Origin of the sequence: Polynucleobacter sp. AP-Sanab-80-C2, assembly GCF_035012965.1 — a bacterium.
Classification (GTDB): domain Bacteria; phylum Pseudomonadota; class Gammaproteobacteria; order Burkholderiales; family Burkholderiaceae; genus Polynucleobacter.
Map to the genome: position 1 here is coordinate 392819 of NZ_JAYGQS010000001.1, position 15874 is coordinate 408692.

The following is a 15874-nucleotide window of genomic DNA, read 5'->3' on the forward strand; positions in this document are numbered from 1 at the left end:
AGCAAATGGCTTATTGGCATGCTTCACATTCTTCAAAGCCAGCATCACCTGGGCGCATTGTGCAAACTGGGCCATCAGCCTCTACTGCACCAGTTGCATTTGCAGCAGCTGTCGCATCAGTTCCATTTACGCCACCACCACTCGAGACTGAGTTCAATTGACCACTAGCCACGGTTGATTTCTCAACGTGGGTTGCGGCCATCGTGCGGAGGTAATAAGTGGTCTTTAGACCACGCAACCAAGCCAGCTTATAGGTGTCGTCCAATTTCTTACCAGATGCACCGCCCATGTAGATATTCAATGACTGAGCCTGGTCAATCCATTTTTGACGACGGGAAGCCGCTTCAACCAACCAACTTGGCTCGACTTCAAAGGCGGTCGCATACAGATCACGCAAATCTTGTGGAATACGATCGATCTTCGATAAAGTGCCATCAAAGTACTTCAAGTCGGCAATCATCACTTCATCCCAAAGACCACGATCCTTCAAATCCCGCACCAAGTACTCGTTTACCACCGTGAACTCACCGGATAGGTTGGACTTCACAAACAAGTTCTGGAAGGTTGGCTCGATACAAGCAGAAACACCAATGATGTTGGAGATCGTTGCCGTAGGCGCAATAGCTACGCAATTGGAGTTACGCATACCGTGTTGTTTGATCCGGGCACGCAAACCGCTCCAATCCATAGTGGATGAGTTATCCACTTCTACATAACCACCGCGCTCAGCTGCCAATAAGGCCACTGAATCTTGTGGGAGGATGCCACGATCCCATAAAGAGCCTTTATAGGTGCTATAAACACCGCGCTCTTCAGCCAACTCACAAGAAGCTTGATAAGCGTAGTAGCACACTGCTTCCATAGAGGAATCTGCAAACTTCACGGCTGCATCGCTAGCGTAAGGAATACGTTGCATATGCAAGCAATCCTGGAAGCCCATAATGCCCATGCCAACCGGACGGTGCTTCAGATTGGAATTACGTGCCTTAGCAACCGCGTAGTAGTTAATATCGATCACGTTATCGAGCATGCGCATTGCAGTGCGCACAGTTTTCTGGAGCTTCTCGTGATCTAAGACCAATTTACCGCTTGCATCAGTAGTCATATGCGCAGTTAAGTTCACAGAACCCAAGTTACAAACTGCAATCTCTTCCTCATTGGTATTGAGAGTAATTTCAGTACACAGGTTAGATGAGTGAACCACGCCAATATGTTGCTGTGGGCTACGGATGTTGCAAGGATCTTTGAAAGTGATCCATGGGTGACCAGTTTCAAACAACATACCAAGCATCTTGCGCCACAATTGTTGCGCTGGAATTCTGCGGAATGGCTTTAACTCACCACGATCTGCTTTTTGCTCATAGGCAACATAAGCCTCTTCAAACGCCTTGCCAAACTTATCATGCAAATCCGGAGTATTAGAAGGTGAGAACAAAGTCCAGTCACCGTTTTCCATGACACGCTTCATGAACAAGTCAGGAATCCAGTTAGAAGTATTCATGTCGTGGGTACGACGACGGTCATCACCAGTGTTCTTACGCAATTCTAAGAACTCTTCAATATCCAAGTGCCATGTTTCTAAGTAGGCGCAAACTGCACCCTTACGCTTACCGCCTTGGTTCACAGCAACTGCAGTGTCATTCACCACTTTGAGGAATGGCACAACACCTTGCGATTTACCGTTAGTACCTTTGATATGGCTTCCTAGGGCGCGGACGTTAGTCCAATCATTACCCAAGCCACCAGCAAACTTAGATAACAAGGCATTTTCTTTCAACGCTTCGTAGATGCCATCAAGATCGTCTTCAACAGTTGTCAAATAGCAGCTAGAGAGCTGTGGACGAGTCGTTGCTGAATTAAACAAAGTTGGTGTGCTGGACATGAAATCAAATGTAGAGAGGATTTCATAGAACTCAATCGCACGACTCTCGCGATCCAACTCATTCATTGCCAAGCCCATTGCAACACGCATGAAGAAAGCCTGTGGCATTTCAATACGACGATCTTCAATGTGCAAGAAATAGCGGTCATACAAAGTCTGGAGACCAAGGTAGTTGAACTGCAAATCACGGCTCGCGTTCAATGCAGTAGCCAATTTTGGCAAATCAAAATCACGCATGCGTGGGTCTAACAATTCTGCAGAGATACCTTCATTGATGTACTTAGCAAAGTAGGTGCTGTATTCAGCTTGGGTATCGCCTTGCAATACTTCCTTACCAAAAATTTCCTTACGGATCACGTGCATCAGGATGCGTGCAGTTACTTGACTATATGCAGGATCTTTTTCGATCAAGGTACGTGAAGCCAAAATAGCGGAGTCATAAACTTGCGCCATAGGCACGCCATCGTACAAGTTCTTGATAGTTTCAGTAATGATTGGGCTTGCATCAATGTGATTGCCCAGGCCTTCACATGCGGCTTCAATCACAGTGCGCAAAGCTGCCATATCGAGATACTTCTCAACGCCGTTATCAGTCACCTTAATGCCGGATTCACCAGCTTGATGAGCCGCTTGCGTTTCTTGATTGATTTCTTGTTGGGCAGCACGCTCTTGATTGCGCTTCTCGCGATAAAGAACATAGGCACGGGCAACGTTGTGCTCACCACTACGCATCAAAGCCAATTCAACTTGGTCTTGAATATCTTCAATGTGGAAAGTACCGCCATTAGGACGGCTACGCAATAGAGCGCGCACTACTGCATGAGTTAATTGCTCAACTTGCTCGCGCACGCGTGCTGATGCCGCACCCTGACCACCATTAACCGCCAAAAATGCTTTAGTTACCGCAATCGCAATCTTAGAAGGCTCAAAAGCTACCACTGAGCCATTACGGCGAATAATTTTGTAGTCAGACAACTGGGTAGCTTGGGCTCCACCAACACCGCCAGCTACAAAGCTAGCAGAAGGGGTCTGATTAATCGCCCCCGCAGGACTCATTCCTGGGTTATTTGCTCCCGGTGTTTGACCTGCCGTCTGTGGATTTGCGTATGTCATGTTATTCCTACGTCTCTATATAGTTATTTGGACAAAATATCGTTAAAAAACAATGGTGTATTGCTGGATTCAAACACTACATCTAGTGTCTCGAAGGGCATTGGGTACTAAGTATAGGGAAATATTTACCCTTTGGTAAGCTTTTTCTAACAAAATTTCATAAGTATTTTTACTAAGGAATCTAATGATCTTGGGGGCAATTTGGTGCATGATTTTTAGCCCTTTTAGGAAAAGGCTAAAAAAGTAAGCGTACGCTTACATACTTAAAACAGACTAGCGAGAAGCAATCCCATAAGGAAGGTTTTTGGTAGAGGCACCTGTCTCATTTTGGAACTTTTTCCAATCAAAAAAGATTCCAGGATCGGTTTTTCTATCGGGCGCGATATCGCTGTGTCCTGCAAATTGAAGATGGGGATAACTTACTTCTAATTTTTTTATTAGGCCTGCCAAAGTTTTGTACTGAACTTCTTCAAAGGGCGTATCTCCATCGCCCTCCAACTCAATGCCAATAGAAAAGTCATTACACTTTTCCCTACCCAAAAATGAAGAGACTCCAGCATGCCAAGCCTTGTTTCGGGTTGAAACAAACTGAATCAACTCACCAGAGCGGGTAATCAGAAAGTGACTAGATACTTTTTGCTCGGCAATTTCCGCAAAATAAGGATGCGCATTTGGATCAAGCTTATTTTGGAAAAAATCCACGATGTAAGAGCTACAGTCTTGGGATTTAAATTGTCCCGGCGGCAAACTAATGTGATGCATGACCACAAGATCTGGTTGTGTGCTGTCTGGTCTCACATCTTGATGCGGTGAAGTACGCCATTGAGCAGAACCTATCCACCCCTCTTCATCCAGTGAATTAAGATGCTCATGAGAGCAATAAAAACGTTGCTCATGAGCGATTGCTTCAGATTTTGGAAGGTGTACTTTGCAATGCTGACAAGGCACCATGATCTCGGGCTCAAAGGTCTTGTGAGCTGTATCTGGCTTAGGGTTCGCTGCAGCTGCCTGATTTGCCTTGATTTGCTTTTTACCCTTTATCCAGAGATAAAAAAGATATGCGCCAGCAAATAAAAGAAGCCACTTAAACAAGGATCATGCTCGCTGAAGAATCACTTCCAATACAAAACGGCTACCAACATAAGCGAGTAATAGGGCAACATAGGCACTCAAGACCAAACGAATTGCGAGTCTACCTCTGAGCCCAACTCTCCAGCGGGCAATAATTAATCCAGCAAATAGAAGCCAAGACACTACGGCAAAAATTGTTTTGTGGTCCCAAACAAAGGGTTTACCAAACAATGCTTGAGAAAATAATAGACCCGAAAATACGGTGAGCGTCAGCAGACCAAAACCAACATATAACAGGTTAAATAAGAGACTTTCAATAGTCATCAAAGGTGGTAGATCATCCAGCCAAAAAGCCACGCGGCTATTGGGCAGAATCCCAAGCTGTTGATGTAAGGCGCGGTCATAGGCACTCATTAACATTGCTTGCATTGCCGCCAAACTTAATAAGCCCACAGAAACAGTTGCCACAATAAAGTGCGCCTTAAACCAAGGATCTGAAACAGCCTCTGGAGAAATCAAGGTACCTGGGAAAAAGAGTGGCAGCAAGGAACAAAATAAAGCAAATAAAACCGACATCCAGAGCAAACTGGCGATTGGTAAAAACCAAGATTGGAACCAATAAAATGCCAAGCCTACCCAGGCAGTCAGGGATAAATCTTGGGCAAAGCCAAATACAAAGCCTTCTGGCGTGAAAACGGATTCATGAATCTGAATACCATGCACTACCAGTAATGCAAATATCAGCGCTCTCACCAGTAAAGATGACTGGGAGGATTGGCTCTCTCTTTTCTTGGACCTTAAGCCCAAAAAGATCAACAGAATCAAATAGCACAGGGGGATAAGGGCGTCGAGACTTAAGTAATCTAAAATGTTCATCATCAAAGTCTAATCGATAAATGCTACAAAACCTTACCGACCGCCTATCTCGCGTTGTTAAAACCATGCGGGGTCAAGCCCGCCTAACGGAAGAAAACACTGCAGAAATGCTGCGGGAGATCCGTTTGGCCTTATTAGAAGCCGACGTAGCCCTCCCCGTTGTCAAATCTCTCCTGGAACAAATTAAATTTAAAGCCCTTGGCGAGGAAGTGGTTGGAAGCCTCAGCCCTGGTCAGGCGCTCGTTGGCGTAGTTCAGCGCGAGCTGGCCCAAGTCATGAGGGGCGATGTTCAGCAAAGTGGTGAACTCAATTTAGCCACTCAACCGCCCGCCGTGATTCTGATGGCAGGCTTACAGGGTGCTGGTAAGACTACCTCCGTCGGTAAGCTAGCCAAATGGCTCCAAGAAAAAAAGAAAAAGAAAGTTCTCACCGTTTCTTGCGACGTATACCGCCCAGCTGCTATCGAACAGTTAGAAACGGTTACCAAACAAGTTGGCGCAGAATTTTTCCCCAGCAGTATCAATCAAAAACCAAATGACATTGCAACTGCTGCACTCGACTGGGCACGCCGTCATTATTTTGACGTAGTCATTGTTGATACGGCAGGACGCCTGGGCATTGATGAGGCACTCATGCAAGAAATCAAAACTTTGCATGCGAGCTTACATCCGATCGAGACCTTATTTGTAGTGGATGCCATGCTTGGTCAAGATGCCGTCAATACTGCTAAAGCATTCCATGAAGCGCTCCCACTTACCGGCGTCATCCTCACTAAGTTAGATGGTGACTCACGCGGCGGTGCAGCCCTCTCTGTTCGTCAGGTGACTGGTGTGCCACTCAAATTTATTGGGGTGGCAGAAAAGATGGATGGCCTTGAAGCCTTTGATGCTGAGCGGATGGCTAACCGCATCCTTGGTATGGGCGACATCCTAGCCTTGGTTGAACAAGCCCAGCAACACGTGGATGTTGCTAAAGCAGAAAAATTAGCTAGCAAGATTTCTAAGGGCGGTTTTGATCTCGAGGATTTTCGCGATCAACTTCTGCAAATGCAAAAGATGGGTGGTATGGCTAGCTTGATGGATAAACTCCCAAGCCAAGTAGCTCAAGCGGCAACCAAAACCAATCTGAGTAATGCCGATAAACAAACCAAGCGGATGCGCGGAATCATCGACAGTATGACTCCGCGTGAGCGCAGTAAACCTGAGTTACTCAAAGCGAGTCGCAAACGGCGTATTGCTGCAGGTGCTGGCGTAGAGGTGCAAGAAGTAAACCGTCTACTTACTCAGTTTGAGCAAATGCAAACCATGATGAAGCAATTCAAAGGCGGGAAGATGGCGCGCACCATGGCAACGATGGCCGCTAAAGGCGCCGCCAAGGGTATTGGCGGGCTCTTCAAAAAATAAATCGCTAACTAAAGTGAATTAACTGAACTCTTTGACGCTTGAACCGCAGTAATTACTTTCTCTTTGATTTGCGCTAGCGGGATATTTTGTGATTCCGCATCAGTGCGCCCTTTGAATTCCACTTGAGAATCTGCCAAGCCACGATCACCAATAACAACGCGGAATGGCGCGCCAATCAATTCCCAGTCAGCAAACATTGCACCCGGACGCTCATTACGATCATCCAAAATCACATCGATCCCAGCCGTCAGTAATTCATGATGCAACTGATCGCATGCTACTTTTACTTGTTCAGATTTCTCGTAACCCATTGGGCAAATCACGACTTCAAATGGCGCCATCGAGATCGGCCAAATAATGCCGCGCTCATCGTGACCTTGTTCAATTGCAGCGCCTAGCAATCGAGTAACACCGATACCGTAACAACCCATCACCATCGGCTGTGCTTTACCTTGTTGATCCAAGTATGTACAACCCATGGCTTCGGAATAACGAGTGCCCAACTGGAAAACGTGACCGACTTCAATGCCGCGGCAGATATCAACAACACCTTTACCGTCAGGCGAAGGATCGCCAATGACCGCATTACGAATATCTAAGACGAGTGGCTCTGGTAAATCACGGCCCCAGTTCACGCCAGTTAAATGGTGGCCAGCCTCGTTTGCACCACACACAAAGTCAGCCATATTGGCAACTGTACGATCCGCGACCACTGTGACGTCAGCACTGACGCCAACCGGACCCAAGTAGCCGGCAGGTGCATTACAAGCTTGTTTAATTTCTGCTTCAGTTGCAAAGCGAGATTCGACCATCCCTGGAATCTTGCTTGCCTTCACTTCATTAAGCTCATGGTCCCCACGCACTAACAACATAAAGAGTTTGGCTGGACCTTTTTCTTGATCAGCAGCAAACAATAAAGTCTTGACGGTCTTTTCTAATGGAAGCTTGAGAAACTGGGCAACATCAGCACACGTACTCTTATTCGGTGTTGGAACCTTATTCAATGCAGTACTTGCAGCAGCACGTTGAGCAATCAATACAAGGGATTCTGCCGCCTCTAGGTTGGCTGCGTAATCTGAACTCGGGCAATAGACAATCGCATCTTCACCGGTATCGGCAATCACATGAAACTCTTGGCTACCTGAGCCACCAATCGCGCCGTTATCTGCTGTCACCGCACGGAACTTGAGTCCCATTCGCTTAAAGATACGGGTATAAGCATCAAACATGATTTGATAGGACTTCTTTAAGCCTTCAGCATCTCGATCAAATGAGTAAGCGTCTTTCATGCTGAACTCACGACCACGCATGATTCCAAAACGTGGGCGACGCTCATCGCGGAACTTCGTTTGTATTTGATAGAAGTTGACTGGTAACTGCTTGTAACTCTTGATCTCGTTGCGAGCTAAATCGGTAATAACTTCTTCCGAGGTTGGCTGAATTAAGAAATCGCGATCGTGACGATCTTTAATGCGGAGCAACTCAGGCCCCATCTTTTCCCATCGACCAGTCTCTTGCCATAATTCAGCAGGCTGAATTATTGGCATTAGCAATTCAATTGCGCCAGCACGATTCATTTCTTCGCGAATGATATTTTCAACCTTGCGGATCACTTTTAATCCCAGCGGCAAGTAGTTATAAATACCGGCACTCAGCTTACGAATTAAACCTGCTCGCACCATGAGCTTATGCGAAACCACCTCAGCGTCAGAGGGGGCTTCTTTTAGCGTGGCGAGAAATGATTGTGATGCTTTCATGTATGGATATAATCAAATCATTGATTTTAAAGGATTTGGGGCACGATCATGCTTGACCGTGAAGGGTATAGACCCAATGTCGGCATTGTCCTCCTCAACAGCCGTAACGAGGTTTTCTGGGGAAAGCGCGTTGGGCAGCATTCGTGGCAGTTCCCGCAGGGCGGAATATCGCATGGCGAGAGTCCTGAACAGGCAATGTACCGCGAATTGCATGAAGAGGTTGGCTTGCTACCGGAACATGTCCAGATTATTGGACGAACCAGGGACTGGCTTCGTTATGACGTCCCTGAGGAATATTTACGTCGTCAACATGCCACCCGCGTTCACCGTGCCGCCTACCGTGGTCAAAAACAAATCTGGTTTCTACTTCGTCTAGTCGGCTTAGATAGCGATATTCAATTAAGAGCTACGGAACATCCTGAATTTGATGCTTGGCGCTGGGTTCCATTTTGGATTCAGCTTGATGCTGTTATTGGTTTTAAACGCGAAGTTTATCAACTGGCTTTATCTGAGCTTGCCCGCTATCTTGCTAAAGGGGTCCGCATGCAACAATTAGCCTGGGGAACGCCTTTAGATCTCCTGCAATCTTTTTACTCCAAGGGCGACGAGATTCATCAAGAGTCTACTAAATCGGATAAGCAAAAATAATGAGTTCTTTCTTTCGCACCCTTAGCCAATATGTCTCTTGTATTTGTGCTGCCTTAACTTTACTGGCCTGTGCTGGTGATCCCATGCAAAGCGGTCTTGATCCTTTCGCGCCGATGGTGTTTAAAGAAGGTGCGACCAAAATGCCCCTGAACCCGCCCAATCCATTAACTCTGCTCCCTTTTTACGTGTCACAACACACTATTTTTAAATTTGCGGTCGACACCGACTCGATTTTGATTGGTGCCGATGGCGTAACTCGCTACATTGTTGTGATGACAAATCCCAGCGGTGGTCAACAAGCACAATATGAGGGCATCCGTTGTGATTCATTCCAATGGCGCCTATATGGCAACTTGGAAAATAGTGCTTGGAGAGAAAATCCGCTTTCTAGCTGGAGGGGGATCCAAAACAATGTTCCCAATCGCTACCAAGCGGCTTTAGCGCAAGGTGCATTTTGCAATTTCAACTCGCAAGAAAAGAATATCAAGACTATCCTTCAATCTCTAAATCCCAATGGATTTACAGGTGGCACCAAGCCAACCAACTCATTTGGTATTCAATAAAGTGGCAATGCAGTTTATTTAGGGCTTAGGCAAGTACCAATTTTCTCGCCAGCTAGAAGGCGTGTTAACACCTCTGGCTCACGACCTGAAGCAATCACCGTAGATGCGCCAGTTTGGACTGCAATTTTTGCCGCTAATACTTTAGTCAGCATGCCGCCTTTACTCAGCTCACTTGCCGCCCCGCCAGCCATTTTTTCCAGGGCAGGATCCCCAGCAATCGCATCGATCAAGAGGGTTGCATCCGGATTTTGACGAGGATCAGCGGTAAATAAACCACCCTGATCAGTGAGAATCACTAAGAGGTCTGCATGCACTAGGTTTGTCACCAAGGCAGCGAGACTATCGTTATCACCAAATTTAATTTCGTCAGTAACGACGGTGTCATTCTCATTGATGATAGGCACTACGCCTAATTTCAACAAGGTGTCTAGGGTACCTTTTGCATTCGCATTACGTTCAGTATGGGCTAAGTCTGCGTTGGTAAGTAAAACCTGGGCACTACGCAAATTAAAGCGTGCAAAACAGCTCTCATATACCTGCACTAAACCCATTTGACCAACGGCAGCAGCAGCCTGTAATTGATGAATTTCTTGTGGACGCTTAGGCCAACCCAAACGCTGCATACCTTCAGCAATCGCGCCCGAGCTCACCATTAAAACTTCATGACCAGCCTCTAGTAAACCCGCAATTTGTTCTGCCCACATGCCAATAGCAACATGATCTAAGCCCTCACCATTATTTGTGACTAGGCTAGATCCAACTTTGACAACGATACGTTTAGTTTGTTTAAGGTTCATAGCAAATGAAGATGCTCAATTAACTTTTAATCTGGAGTTTTATCTTTGTCTTGCGCTTGATCTTGATAGCGTGGGTCTGCTGCGCGCTCCTCAGCATCATCACGATCACGACGTACAGAATCCAAATAATCTTGCAGGGAATAACAAAGCTTGTCGCAACCCAGCCCAGTTAAAGCAGATATCTCAAATACAGGACCTTTCCACTTAAACTTTTTGATAAAGTCAGCAACAACTTTTTGACGATCCTCTTCAGGAATCATGTCGACCTTGTTTAAGACCAACCAGCGTGGCTTTTCAACCAAAGCCTCATCGTATTTACGTAATTCATTCACGATCGCCTTGGCATCCGCTACTGGATCTACATTCTCATCAAATGGGGCTAGATCAACTAGGTGCAAGAGAACTCCAGTACGTTGCAAGTGACGCAAGAAACGATGGCCTAGACCTGCACCCTCTGCCGCACCCTCAATTAACCCAGGAATATCTGCGATCACAAAGCTCCGCTCATTACCGACACGCACTACACCCAAATTAGGATGAAGCGTTGTAAATGGATAGTCCGCAATTTTTGGGCGCGCATTGGATACGGCGGTAATCAAAGTAGACTTACCAGCATTTGGCATGCCCAACAAACCCACATCAGCCAATACTTTTAATTCGAGTTTGAGTTTGCGACGTTCACCAGGCTTGCCATTGGTCTTTTGACGTGGCGCTCTATTTGTACTGCTCTTAAAGTGAATATTGCCCCAACCACCAACACCACCTTGTGCCAAACACAAACGCTCACCATGAGTTGTTAAGTCTGCAATCGGCTCACCGGTTTCATAGTCAGAAATGATGGTGCCTACTGGCATGCGCAATTCAATATCATCACCTGCACGACCATAGCAGTCAGCGCCTCGGCCTGGCTCACCATTTTTTGCAGTATGTGTTTTAGCGTAGCGGTAATCAATCAAGGTATTGATATTTCGATCAGCCGTTGCCCAAACGCTCCCGCCCTTACCACCATCACCGCCATCGGGTCCGCCAAATTCAATAAACTTTTCGCGGCGCATGGAAGCACTCCCGGCGCCACCCTGGCCAGCTATGACTTCAATACGTGCTTCGTCTATAAATTTCATGAATAAAAAAGGCCTCGCTTAGCGAGGCCTGTTCCTAAGAGTTAAATTCGGAATGAATCTGAATCAAACGAGTCTCAGTCAGGCGCCTTATGAACGAGGCAAAACTGAAACTTGGGCCTTCTTCAAAGCACCCTTAACGCCGAATTCCACTTGACCGTCAATTAAGGCGAACAAAGTGTGATCTTTACCAATACCAACGTTAGCACCTGGATGAACACGTGTGCCACGTTGACGAATAATGATGCTGCCAGCATTAATATGCTCGCCGCCAAATACCTTAACGCCTAAGCGTTTCGATTCCGAGTCGCGACCATTTCGTGTTGAGCCGCCGCCTTTTTTCTGTGCCATATCTTTCTCCTACCCTGAATTAGGCTTTAATCGTATTGATCAAAATTTCAGTGAAATTCTGACGATGGCCTTGGTGCTTTTGATAATGCTTGCGACGGCGCATCTTAAAGATTGTCACTTTATCGTGACGTCCTTGGGAGACGACAGTGGCCATCACAGCTGCACCATTAACCATTGGATCACCTAACTTCAGTGAAGCGCCTTCGCCAACGGCGAGGACTTGGTCAAGAGTGATTTCGCTGCCGATTTCCGCTGGTATCTGTTCTATTTTCAATTTTTCGCCTGCGGCAACTTTATACTGTTTGCCACCGGTTTTTATGACCGCGTACATGGTTTGAAACCTCAATTAATATCTAACATTTAAGCTAATCCACCCTGGATAAGCTAAGCCGATTATTATATCTTGCATGACCAGCACTGTCAAAATCAATGAGTTAAGCCAAATCCTGGCCCCTATTTCCTTAGAATTCAAGGACTTAGATGGGGTGATTCGTGAGCGTTTAGCCTCAAAAGTAGCCTTAATTGACCAAATTTCGGCTTATATCATTCAGGCTGGCGGCAAACGCGTGCGGCCAGCGCTCTTGATGTTAGTTGCCAAGGCTCTGAGCAATGGCAAAGTATCTCCTCATACCCAAGAAATGGCTGCTGTAGTTGAATTCATCCATACTGCCACCCTCTTACATGACGATGTAGTCGATGAATCCACGCTGAGAAGGGGTCGTGAGACAGCAAATACCGCTTTTGGCAACGCCGCTAGCGTATTAGTGGGCGATTTTTTATATTCCAGAGCCTTTCAGATGATGGTCAAGCCAAACGATCTGCGGGTGATGCAAATTCTGTCAGACGCAACCAATACGATTGCTGAAGGAGAGGTGCTGCAACTCCTGAATATGAATGACCCTGAAGTTGACGAAGCGAGCTACCTACAAGTCATTCGCTACAAAACTGCCAAATTGTTTGAGGCTTCTACTGAGCTTGGCGCCATTTTGGCAAATGCCACAGACGTTCAACGTGAACAAGCAGCAGCATTTGGTCGTCACATTGGCACTGCATTCCAGTTGATGGATGATCTTTTAGATTACACAGCCAATTCCTCACAGATGGGGAAAAACGCTGGCGATGATTTGCGCGAAGGTAAGCCCACTTTACCGCTCATCTATCTGCTAGAAAATGGCAGCAATGAAGAACGTTTATTGGTCCGCGCAGCGGTGGAGCAAAACCAAGATTTACCTGATGATGTATTTGCACAAATTCTCAACGCAGTGCAAAGTTCTGGTGCGCTTGATTACACCCAAGCCGCAGCAAAGCGTGAAGCAGATTTGGCTTTGGAATGCATTCAGGATTTTCCAGCGAACGAGGCGACATCTGCACTGCAAGCCCTCTGCGAATATTCGCTCTCGCGCCAGACCTAAAAACGCTTAATTTCCAACGCTTTTCATTCTAAGTTCACGCGCTGTAATGCGCGCCTGTTCAGCTTCATCTCTCAATCTTTCAACTTCTTGCTTAGATAACTTTTCCAGATTGGAATAGTCCAATTTCCAACTAGGATCCACCGACCAAACGAGGGGTGATTGCATCGTGGTTCGAGCTGCAGGAGCAGACTCCAATAGGCGCAGTGCTAATTCAAAATTGAGAATCTGAGACTCGGGATCCTTGAGTTTTGCAGCGGCATTTCCTAATGGGAAATCGCTAAACAAAAATCTGGGAACGCCACAATACTCAACAATATCTTTTGCTGCGCCCATCACTACTGTTGAAATACCTGCTTCCTCCAGATATCTCGCTAATAAACTTTGGCTCTGATGGCAGACAGGACAATTCGGAATTAAAACAGCGACCTCAACATGATCTGCACGCAACATGTCCAAAATGATTGGGGCGTCTATCTCGAGAGTATGACGTTGACTGCGATTAGTAGGTAAACCATAAAAATGGGGAGAAAGTGCTTGGATCCTGCCCGCCTTTACAGCCTGCTGAGCTGCTGACAATGGAAACCAACAAGGCATATCTTCCATATTGGCATTTTTACGATCAATACCGACATGCGCAATTCTTAAATCGATATCGCCATCTATTGAATGTTGATAGGGCTGATAAAACTTTGCTGCCGCGTTATAAGGGGCACCAGGACCTTGATTCCCTTTGCTAGCATCAAAGGGTACTGCGGTAGTAATTAAACCCAAAATAGATTGATTGAGGAGTTTCTTGAGCGGCGTAAATGGCGCATCAATATAGTGAGCCCACACATAGGGATTGTCGTATCCCAAAGCTAAATAATAGCTACGGGTGCGTTCCATGTAACGAACGGGCTGATCCAATTCTGGTGCAAAAACGAGCTCAGAAGTCTTAGACATCAACTCACCCCTGTAAGATATTGACTATCAAATATTTAATTCATAGGAACTCATTATGGCTCAATGGCTCAAATTTCATCATCAAGGAAAAAGCGGTTTAGGACAAGTGCAGGGTGACCAAATCGCGGTGTACTCAGGCGACTTGTTTCAAAACCCAAAACCGACTGGCGAAACCGTAAAATTGGTCGATGTCACCATTGACATCCCATGTATCCCATCCAAGATGGTTGCCATGGTGGATAACTTTCATGCGCTCGTAACTAAGCTTGAGCACGCCGTACCTGCCGAGCCGCTGTATTTCCTCAAAGGCAATAATTCCTTTCTGGCTACCAATCAAGTGATTCGCACTCCCAAGTCCTATTCAGGAAAAGTAGTTTATGAGGGAGAACTTGGTATCGTGATTGGTAAGCGCATCCATGATGCAGATGAGGCTGAGGCAGCAAAAGCGATTTTTGGTTACACCTGTATTAACGATGTCACTGCCATTGAGATTCTGAATCGTGATCCTGGTTATGCACAGTGGACCCGCTCCAAGAGCTTCAACACTTTTGGTGTCTTTGGCCCTTACATCACTACCGATGTTGACCCAAGCAAATTAACTATCAAAACTATTCTCAATGATCAAGAGCGTCAGAATTACCCAATATCAGACATGATCTTCCCACCAGCCAAATTGGTAAGCCTAATTTCCCAAGATGTGCCTTTAGAGGCAGGTGACATCATTGCATGCGGCACTTCAGTAGGCGTTGGCTCCATGAAACCTGGTAGCAATGTCAGCATCATCATTGATGGCGTGGGTCGACTCGATAATCGCTTCGAATAGTTGACTCTCTACAAGACAAAAACCCTTGCTATGTTAAGTAGCAAGGGTTTTTTATTTACTGAAAGAACTAAAAGTTTTTAGTAGCCTGATACCGATGGCAATGCCAAGCTACCTTTAGAGGCCTGCACGTTTTCATCCAAATATTTCGTTAAAGCAAATACCGTATTCAAACAAGGTGTAGGTGTCTGAGTAATCTTGCCTAACTCAATTACTGAGCCCAAGAGTGCATCGATTTCTAAACTACGACCAGCCTCCAAGTCCTGCAACATTGAAGTCTTATGCTTGCCCACCTTCTCAGCACCCGCAATGCGACGCTCGATATCCACGCGGAAAGTAACACCGAGTTTTTCAGCAATCGTTTGTGCTTCAGCCATCATGCTGCGCGCTAATTCTTTGGTTAATGGATATTGGCAAATGCCTTCCAAAGTGCCGTGAGTCAATGAACTGATTGGATTGAATGTCATATTGCCCCACAGCTTGAGCCAAATTTCAGAACGGATATCCTCCAAAATGGGTGACTTAAAACTAGCTGCACCCATCATCTCAGACATCTTCTGAATACGTTCAGTTACCTTACCATCCAGCTCGCCCAATGGGAAACGATTGCCTTCTACGTGACGAATCACACCCGGAGCTTGAGTAAAAGTTGCTGGATACACAACACAACCAATGATGTTGTTTGGATTAATGGCCTTCTTTGCTTGACCACCAGCATCAACTGTTTCAACAGAATGATCTTGAAATTCGCCACCCAGTTTTTGGAAATACCACCAAGGAATTCCGTTTTGCATCGGGATCAAAATCGTTTCTGGTCCCATGATCGCAGCTAAGTCATCAATAATCGGCTCAACTTGATGGGCCTTCACTGCCAAGATCACAACATCTGGTGTTTCAGCATCTCTAATTTTTTCTACTGCTTTTACTTCTGCCACTAAAGGCTCGGGTTGGTCATCCATAATTAATGCCAAGCCACGCTCTTTAATTGCCGCTAAAGTTGCACCGCGCGCAACAACCGTTACATCATTACCCGATCGCGCCAACATGACAGCTAGGTAACCGCCAATGGCGCCACCTCCTCCGATCACACAGATTTTCATAGGAACCCCAGAAGAATAGAA

The 15874-nt window shown here is 46.1% G+C and carries 14 protein-coding genes and 1 pseudogene; 5 read left to right on the top strand and 10 right to left on the bottom strand.

What is annotated here, in order from left to right; translation table 11 throughout:
* Positions 1-10: 10 nt before the first annotated feature.
* From VC178_RS02050 to VC178_RS02060, 3 genes are all read right to left on the bottom strand, one after another.
* Positions 11-2938, bottom strand: a complete 2928-nt coding sequence (locus VC178_RS02050; protein ID WP_416350529.1) for a ribonucleoside-diphosphate reductase subunit alpha — start codon at positions 2936-2938, stop codon at positions 11-13.
* A gap of 330 nt (positions 2939-3268) precedes the next feature.
* Positions 3269-4087: a 1,6-anhydro-N-acetylmuramyl-L-alanine amidase AmpD gene (ampD, locus tag VC178_RS02055; protein WP_323481459.1), complete on the bottom strand. Its 819-nt coding sequence runs from the start codon at positions 4085-4087 to the stop codon at positions 3269-3271.
* 3 nt (positions 4088-4090) lie between these two features.
* Positions 4091-4945 (bottom strand): cytochrome C assembly family protein, encoded by an 855-nt coding sequence (locus tag VC178_RS02060; RefSeq protein WP_251370026.1) that lies wholly within the window; start codon positions 4943-4945, stop codon positions 4091-4093.
* A 17-nt stretch (positions 4946-4962) separates the two neighbouring features.
* Here VC178_RS02060 and ffh point away from each other — a divergent pair, with 17 nt between their 5' ends.
* A complete protein-coding gene (ffh, locus tag VC178_RS02065; RefSeq protein WP_323481460.1) occupies positions 4963-6345 on the top strand; it encodes a signal recognition particle protein in 1383 nt (460 codons plus the stop codon).
* Positions 6346-6353: 8 nt separating this feature from the next.
* On the opposite strand, the gene VC178_RS02070 is transcribed toward ffh, so the two are convergent.
* Positions 6354-8102, bottom strand: a complete 1749-nt coding sequence (locus VC178_RS02070; RefSeq protein WP_323481461.1) for a proline--tRNA ligase — start codon at positions 8100-8102, stop codon at positions 6354-6356.
* A gap of 48 nt (positions 8103-8150) precedes the next feature.
* On the opposite strand from VC178_RS02070, the gene VC178_RS02075 reads away from it, so the two are divergent.
* Positions 8151-8750 carry an RNA pyrophosphohydrolase gene (locus tag VC178_RS02075; RefSeq protein WP_323481462.1) on the top strand — a complete coding sequence of 200 codons (600 nt, stop codon included), beginning with the start codon at positions 8151-8153 and terminating at the stop codon, positions 8748-8750.
* The gene (locus VC178_RS02080; protein ID WP_323481463.1) at positions 8750-9313 is read left to right on the top strand and encodes a CNP1-like family protein; all 564 of its coding nucleotides are present in this window, start codon (positions 8750-8752) and stop codon (positions 9311-9313) included. The genes VC178_RS02075 and VC178_RS02080 overlap by 1 nt, the downstream gene beginning before the upstream one ends.
* A 26-nt stretch (positions 9314-9339) precedes the next feature.
* On the opposite strand, the pseudogene proB reads toward VC178_RS02080, so the two are convergent.
* From proB to rplU, 4 genes and pseudogenes are all read right to left on the bottom strand, one after another.
* A pseudogene (gene proB / locus VC178_RS02085) lies at positions 9340-10110 on the bottom strand (glutamate 5-kinase); the annotation flags it as partial.
* A gap of 26 nt (positions 10111-10136) precedes the next feature.
* Positions 10137-11231 carry a GTPase ObgE gene (gene obgE / locus VC178_RS02090; RefSeq protein WP_323481464.1) on the bottom strand — a complete coding sequence of 365 codons (1095 nt, stop codon included), beginning with the start codon at positions 11229-11231 and terminating at the stop codon, positions 10137-10139.
* Positions 11232-11318: 87 nt separating this feature from the next.
* Entirely contained in the window at positions 11319-11579 is a 261-nt protein-coding gene (gene rpmA, locus VC178_RS02095) for a 50S ribosomal protein L27 (RefSeq protein WP_011902041.1), read from the bottom strand.
* Between the two features lie 19 nt (positions 11580-11598).
* A complete protein-coding gene (rplU, locus tag VC178_RS02100; protein WP_215296220.1) occupies positions 11599-11910 on the bottom strand; it encodes a 50S ribosomal protein L21 in 312 nt (103 codons plus the stop codon).
* Positions 11911-11986: 76 nt separating this feature from the next.
* Between rplU and VC178_RS02105 the strand changes: the two genes are divergently transcribed.
* On the top strand, positions 11987-12991 hold the full coding sequence (locus tag VC178_RS02105; RefSeq protein WP_323481465.1) for a polyprenyl synthetase family protein: 1005 nt from the start codon (positions 11987-11989) through the stop codon (positions 12989-12991).
* A 6-nt stretch (positions 12992-12997) separates the two neighbouring features.
* Here the strand turns inward: VC178_RS02105 and VC178_RS02110 are convergent, their stop codons facing one another.
* Positions 12998-13933 carry a hypothetical protein gene (locus VC178_RS02110; RefSeq protein WP_323481466.1) on the bottom strand — a complete coding sequence of 312 codons (936 nt, stop codon included), beginning with the start codon at positions 13931-13933 and terminating at the stop codon, positions 12998-13000.
* A gap of 55 nt (positions 13934-13988) precedes the next feature.
* On the opposite strand from VC178_RS02110, the gene VC178_RS02115 reads away from it, so the two are divergent.
* On the top strand, positions 13989-14756 hold the full coding sequence (locus VC178_RS02115; protein WP_323481467.1) for a fumarylacetoacetate hydrolase family protein: 768 nt from the start codon (positions 13989-13991) through the stop codon (positions 14754-14756).
* Positions 14757-14833: 77 nt separating this feature from the next.
* On the opposite strand, the gene VC178_RS02120 is transcribed toward VC178_RS02115, so the two are convergent.
* Positions 14834-15853, bottom strand: coding sequence for a 2-dehydropantoate 2-reductase (locus VC178_RS02120; RefSeq protein WP_215296216.1), 1020 nt, complete (start codon positions 15851-15853; stop codon positions 14834-14836).
* Positions 15854-15874 lie beyond the last annotated feature (21 nt).

Bases quoted from the DNA above. Each gene is read 5' to 3' on its own strand.
- VC178_RS02050 (WP_416350529.1), bottom strand. From the start codon at position 2,938: ATGAGTCCTGCGGGGGCGATTAATCAGACCCCTTCTGCTAGCTTTGTA.
- VC178_RS02060 (WP_251370026.1), bottom strand. From the start codon at position 4,945: ATGATGAACATTTTAGATTACTTAAGTCTCGACGCCCTTATCCCCCTG.
- ffh (WP_323481460.1), top strand. From the start codon at position 4,963: ATGCTACAAAACCTTACCGACCGCCTATCTCGCGTTGTTAAAACCATG.
- VC178_RS02070 (WP_323481461.1), bottom strand. From the start codon at position 8,102: ATGAAAGCATCACAATCATTTCTCGCCACGCTAAAAGAAGCCCCCTCT.
- VC178_RS02075 (WP_323481462.1), top strand. From the start codon at position 8,151: ATGCTTGACCGTGAAGGGTATAGACCCAATGTCGGCATTGTCCTCCTC.
- VC178_RS02080 (WP_323481463.1), top strand. From the start codon at position 8,750: ATGAGTTCTTTCTTTCGCACCCTTAGCCAATATGTCTCTTGTATTTGT.
- obgE (WP_323481464.1), bottom strand. From the start codon at position 11,231: ATGAAATTTATAGACGAAGCACGTATTGAAGTCATAGCTGGCCAGGGT.
- rpmA (WP_011902041.1), bottom strand. From the start codon at position 11,579: ATGGCACAGAAAAAAGGCGGCGGCTCAACACGAAATGGTCGCGACTCG.
- rplU (WP_215296220.1), bottom strand. From the start codon at position 11,910: ATGTACGCGGTCATAAAAACCGGTGGCAAACAGTATAAAGTTGCCGCA.
- VC178_RS02105 (WP_323481465.1), top strand. From the start codon at position 11,987: ATGACCAGCACTGTCAAAATCAATGAGTTAAGCCAAATCCTGGCCCCT.
- VC178_RS02110 (WP_323481466.1), bottom strand. From the start codon at position 13,933: ATGTCTAAGACTTCTGAGCTCGTTTTTGCACCAGAATTGGATCAGCCC.
- VC178_RS02115 (WP_323481467.1), top strand. From the start codon at position 13,989: ATGGCTCAATGGCTCAAATTTCATCATCAAGGAAAAAGCGGTTTAGGA.
- VC178_RS02120 (WP_215296216.1), bottom strand. From the start codon at position 15,853: ATGAAAATCTGTGTGATCGGAGGAGGTGGCGCCATTGGCGGTTACCTA.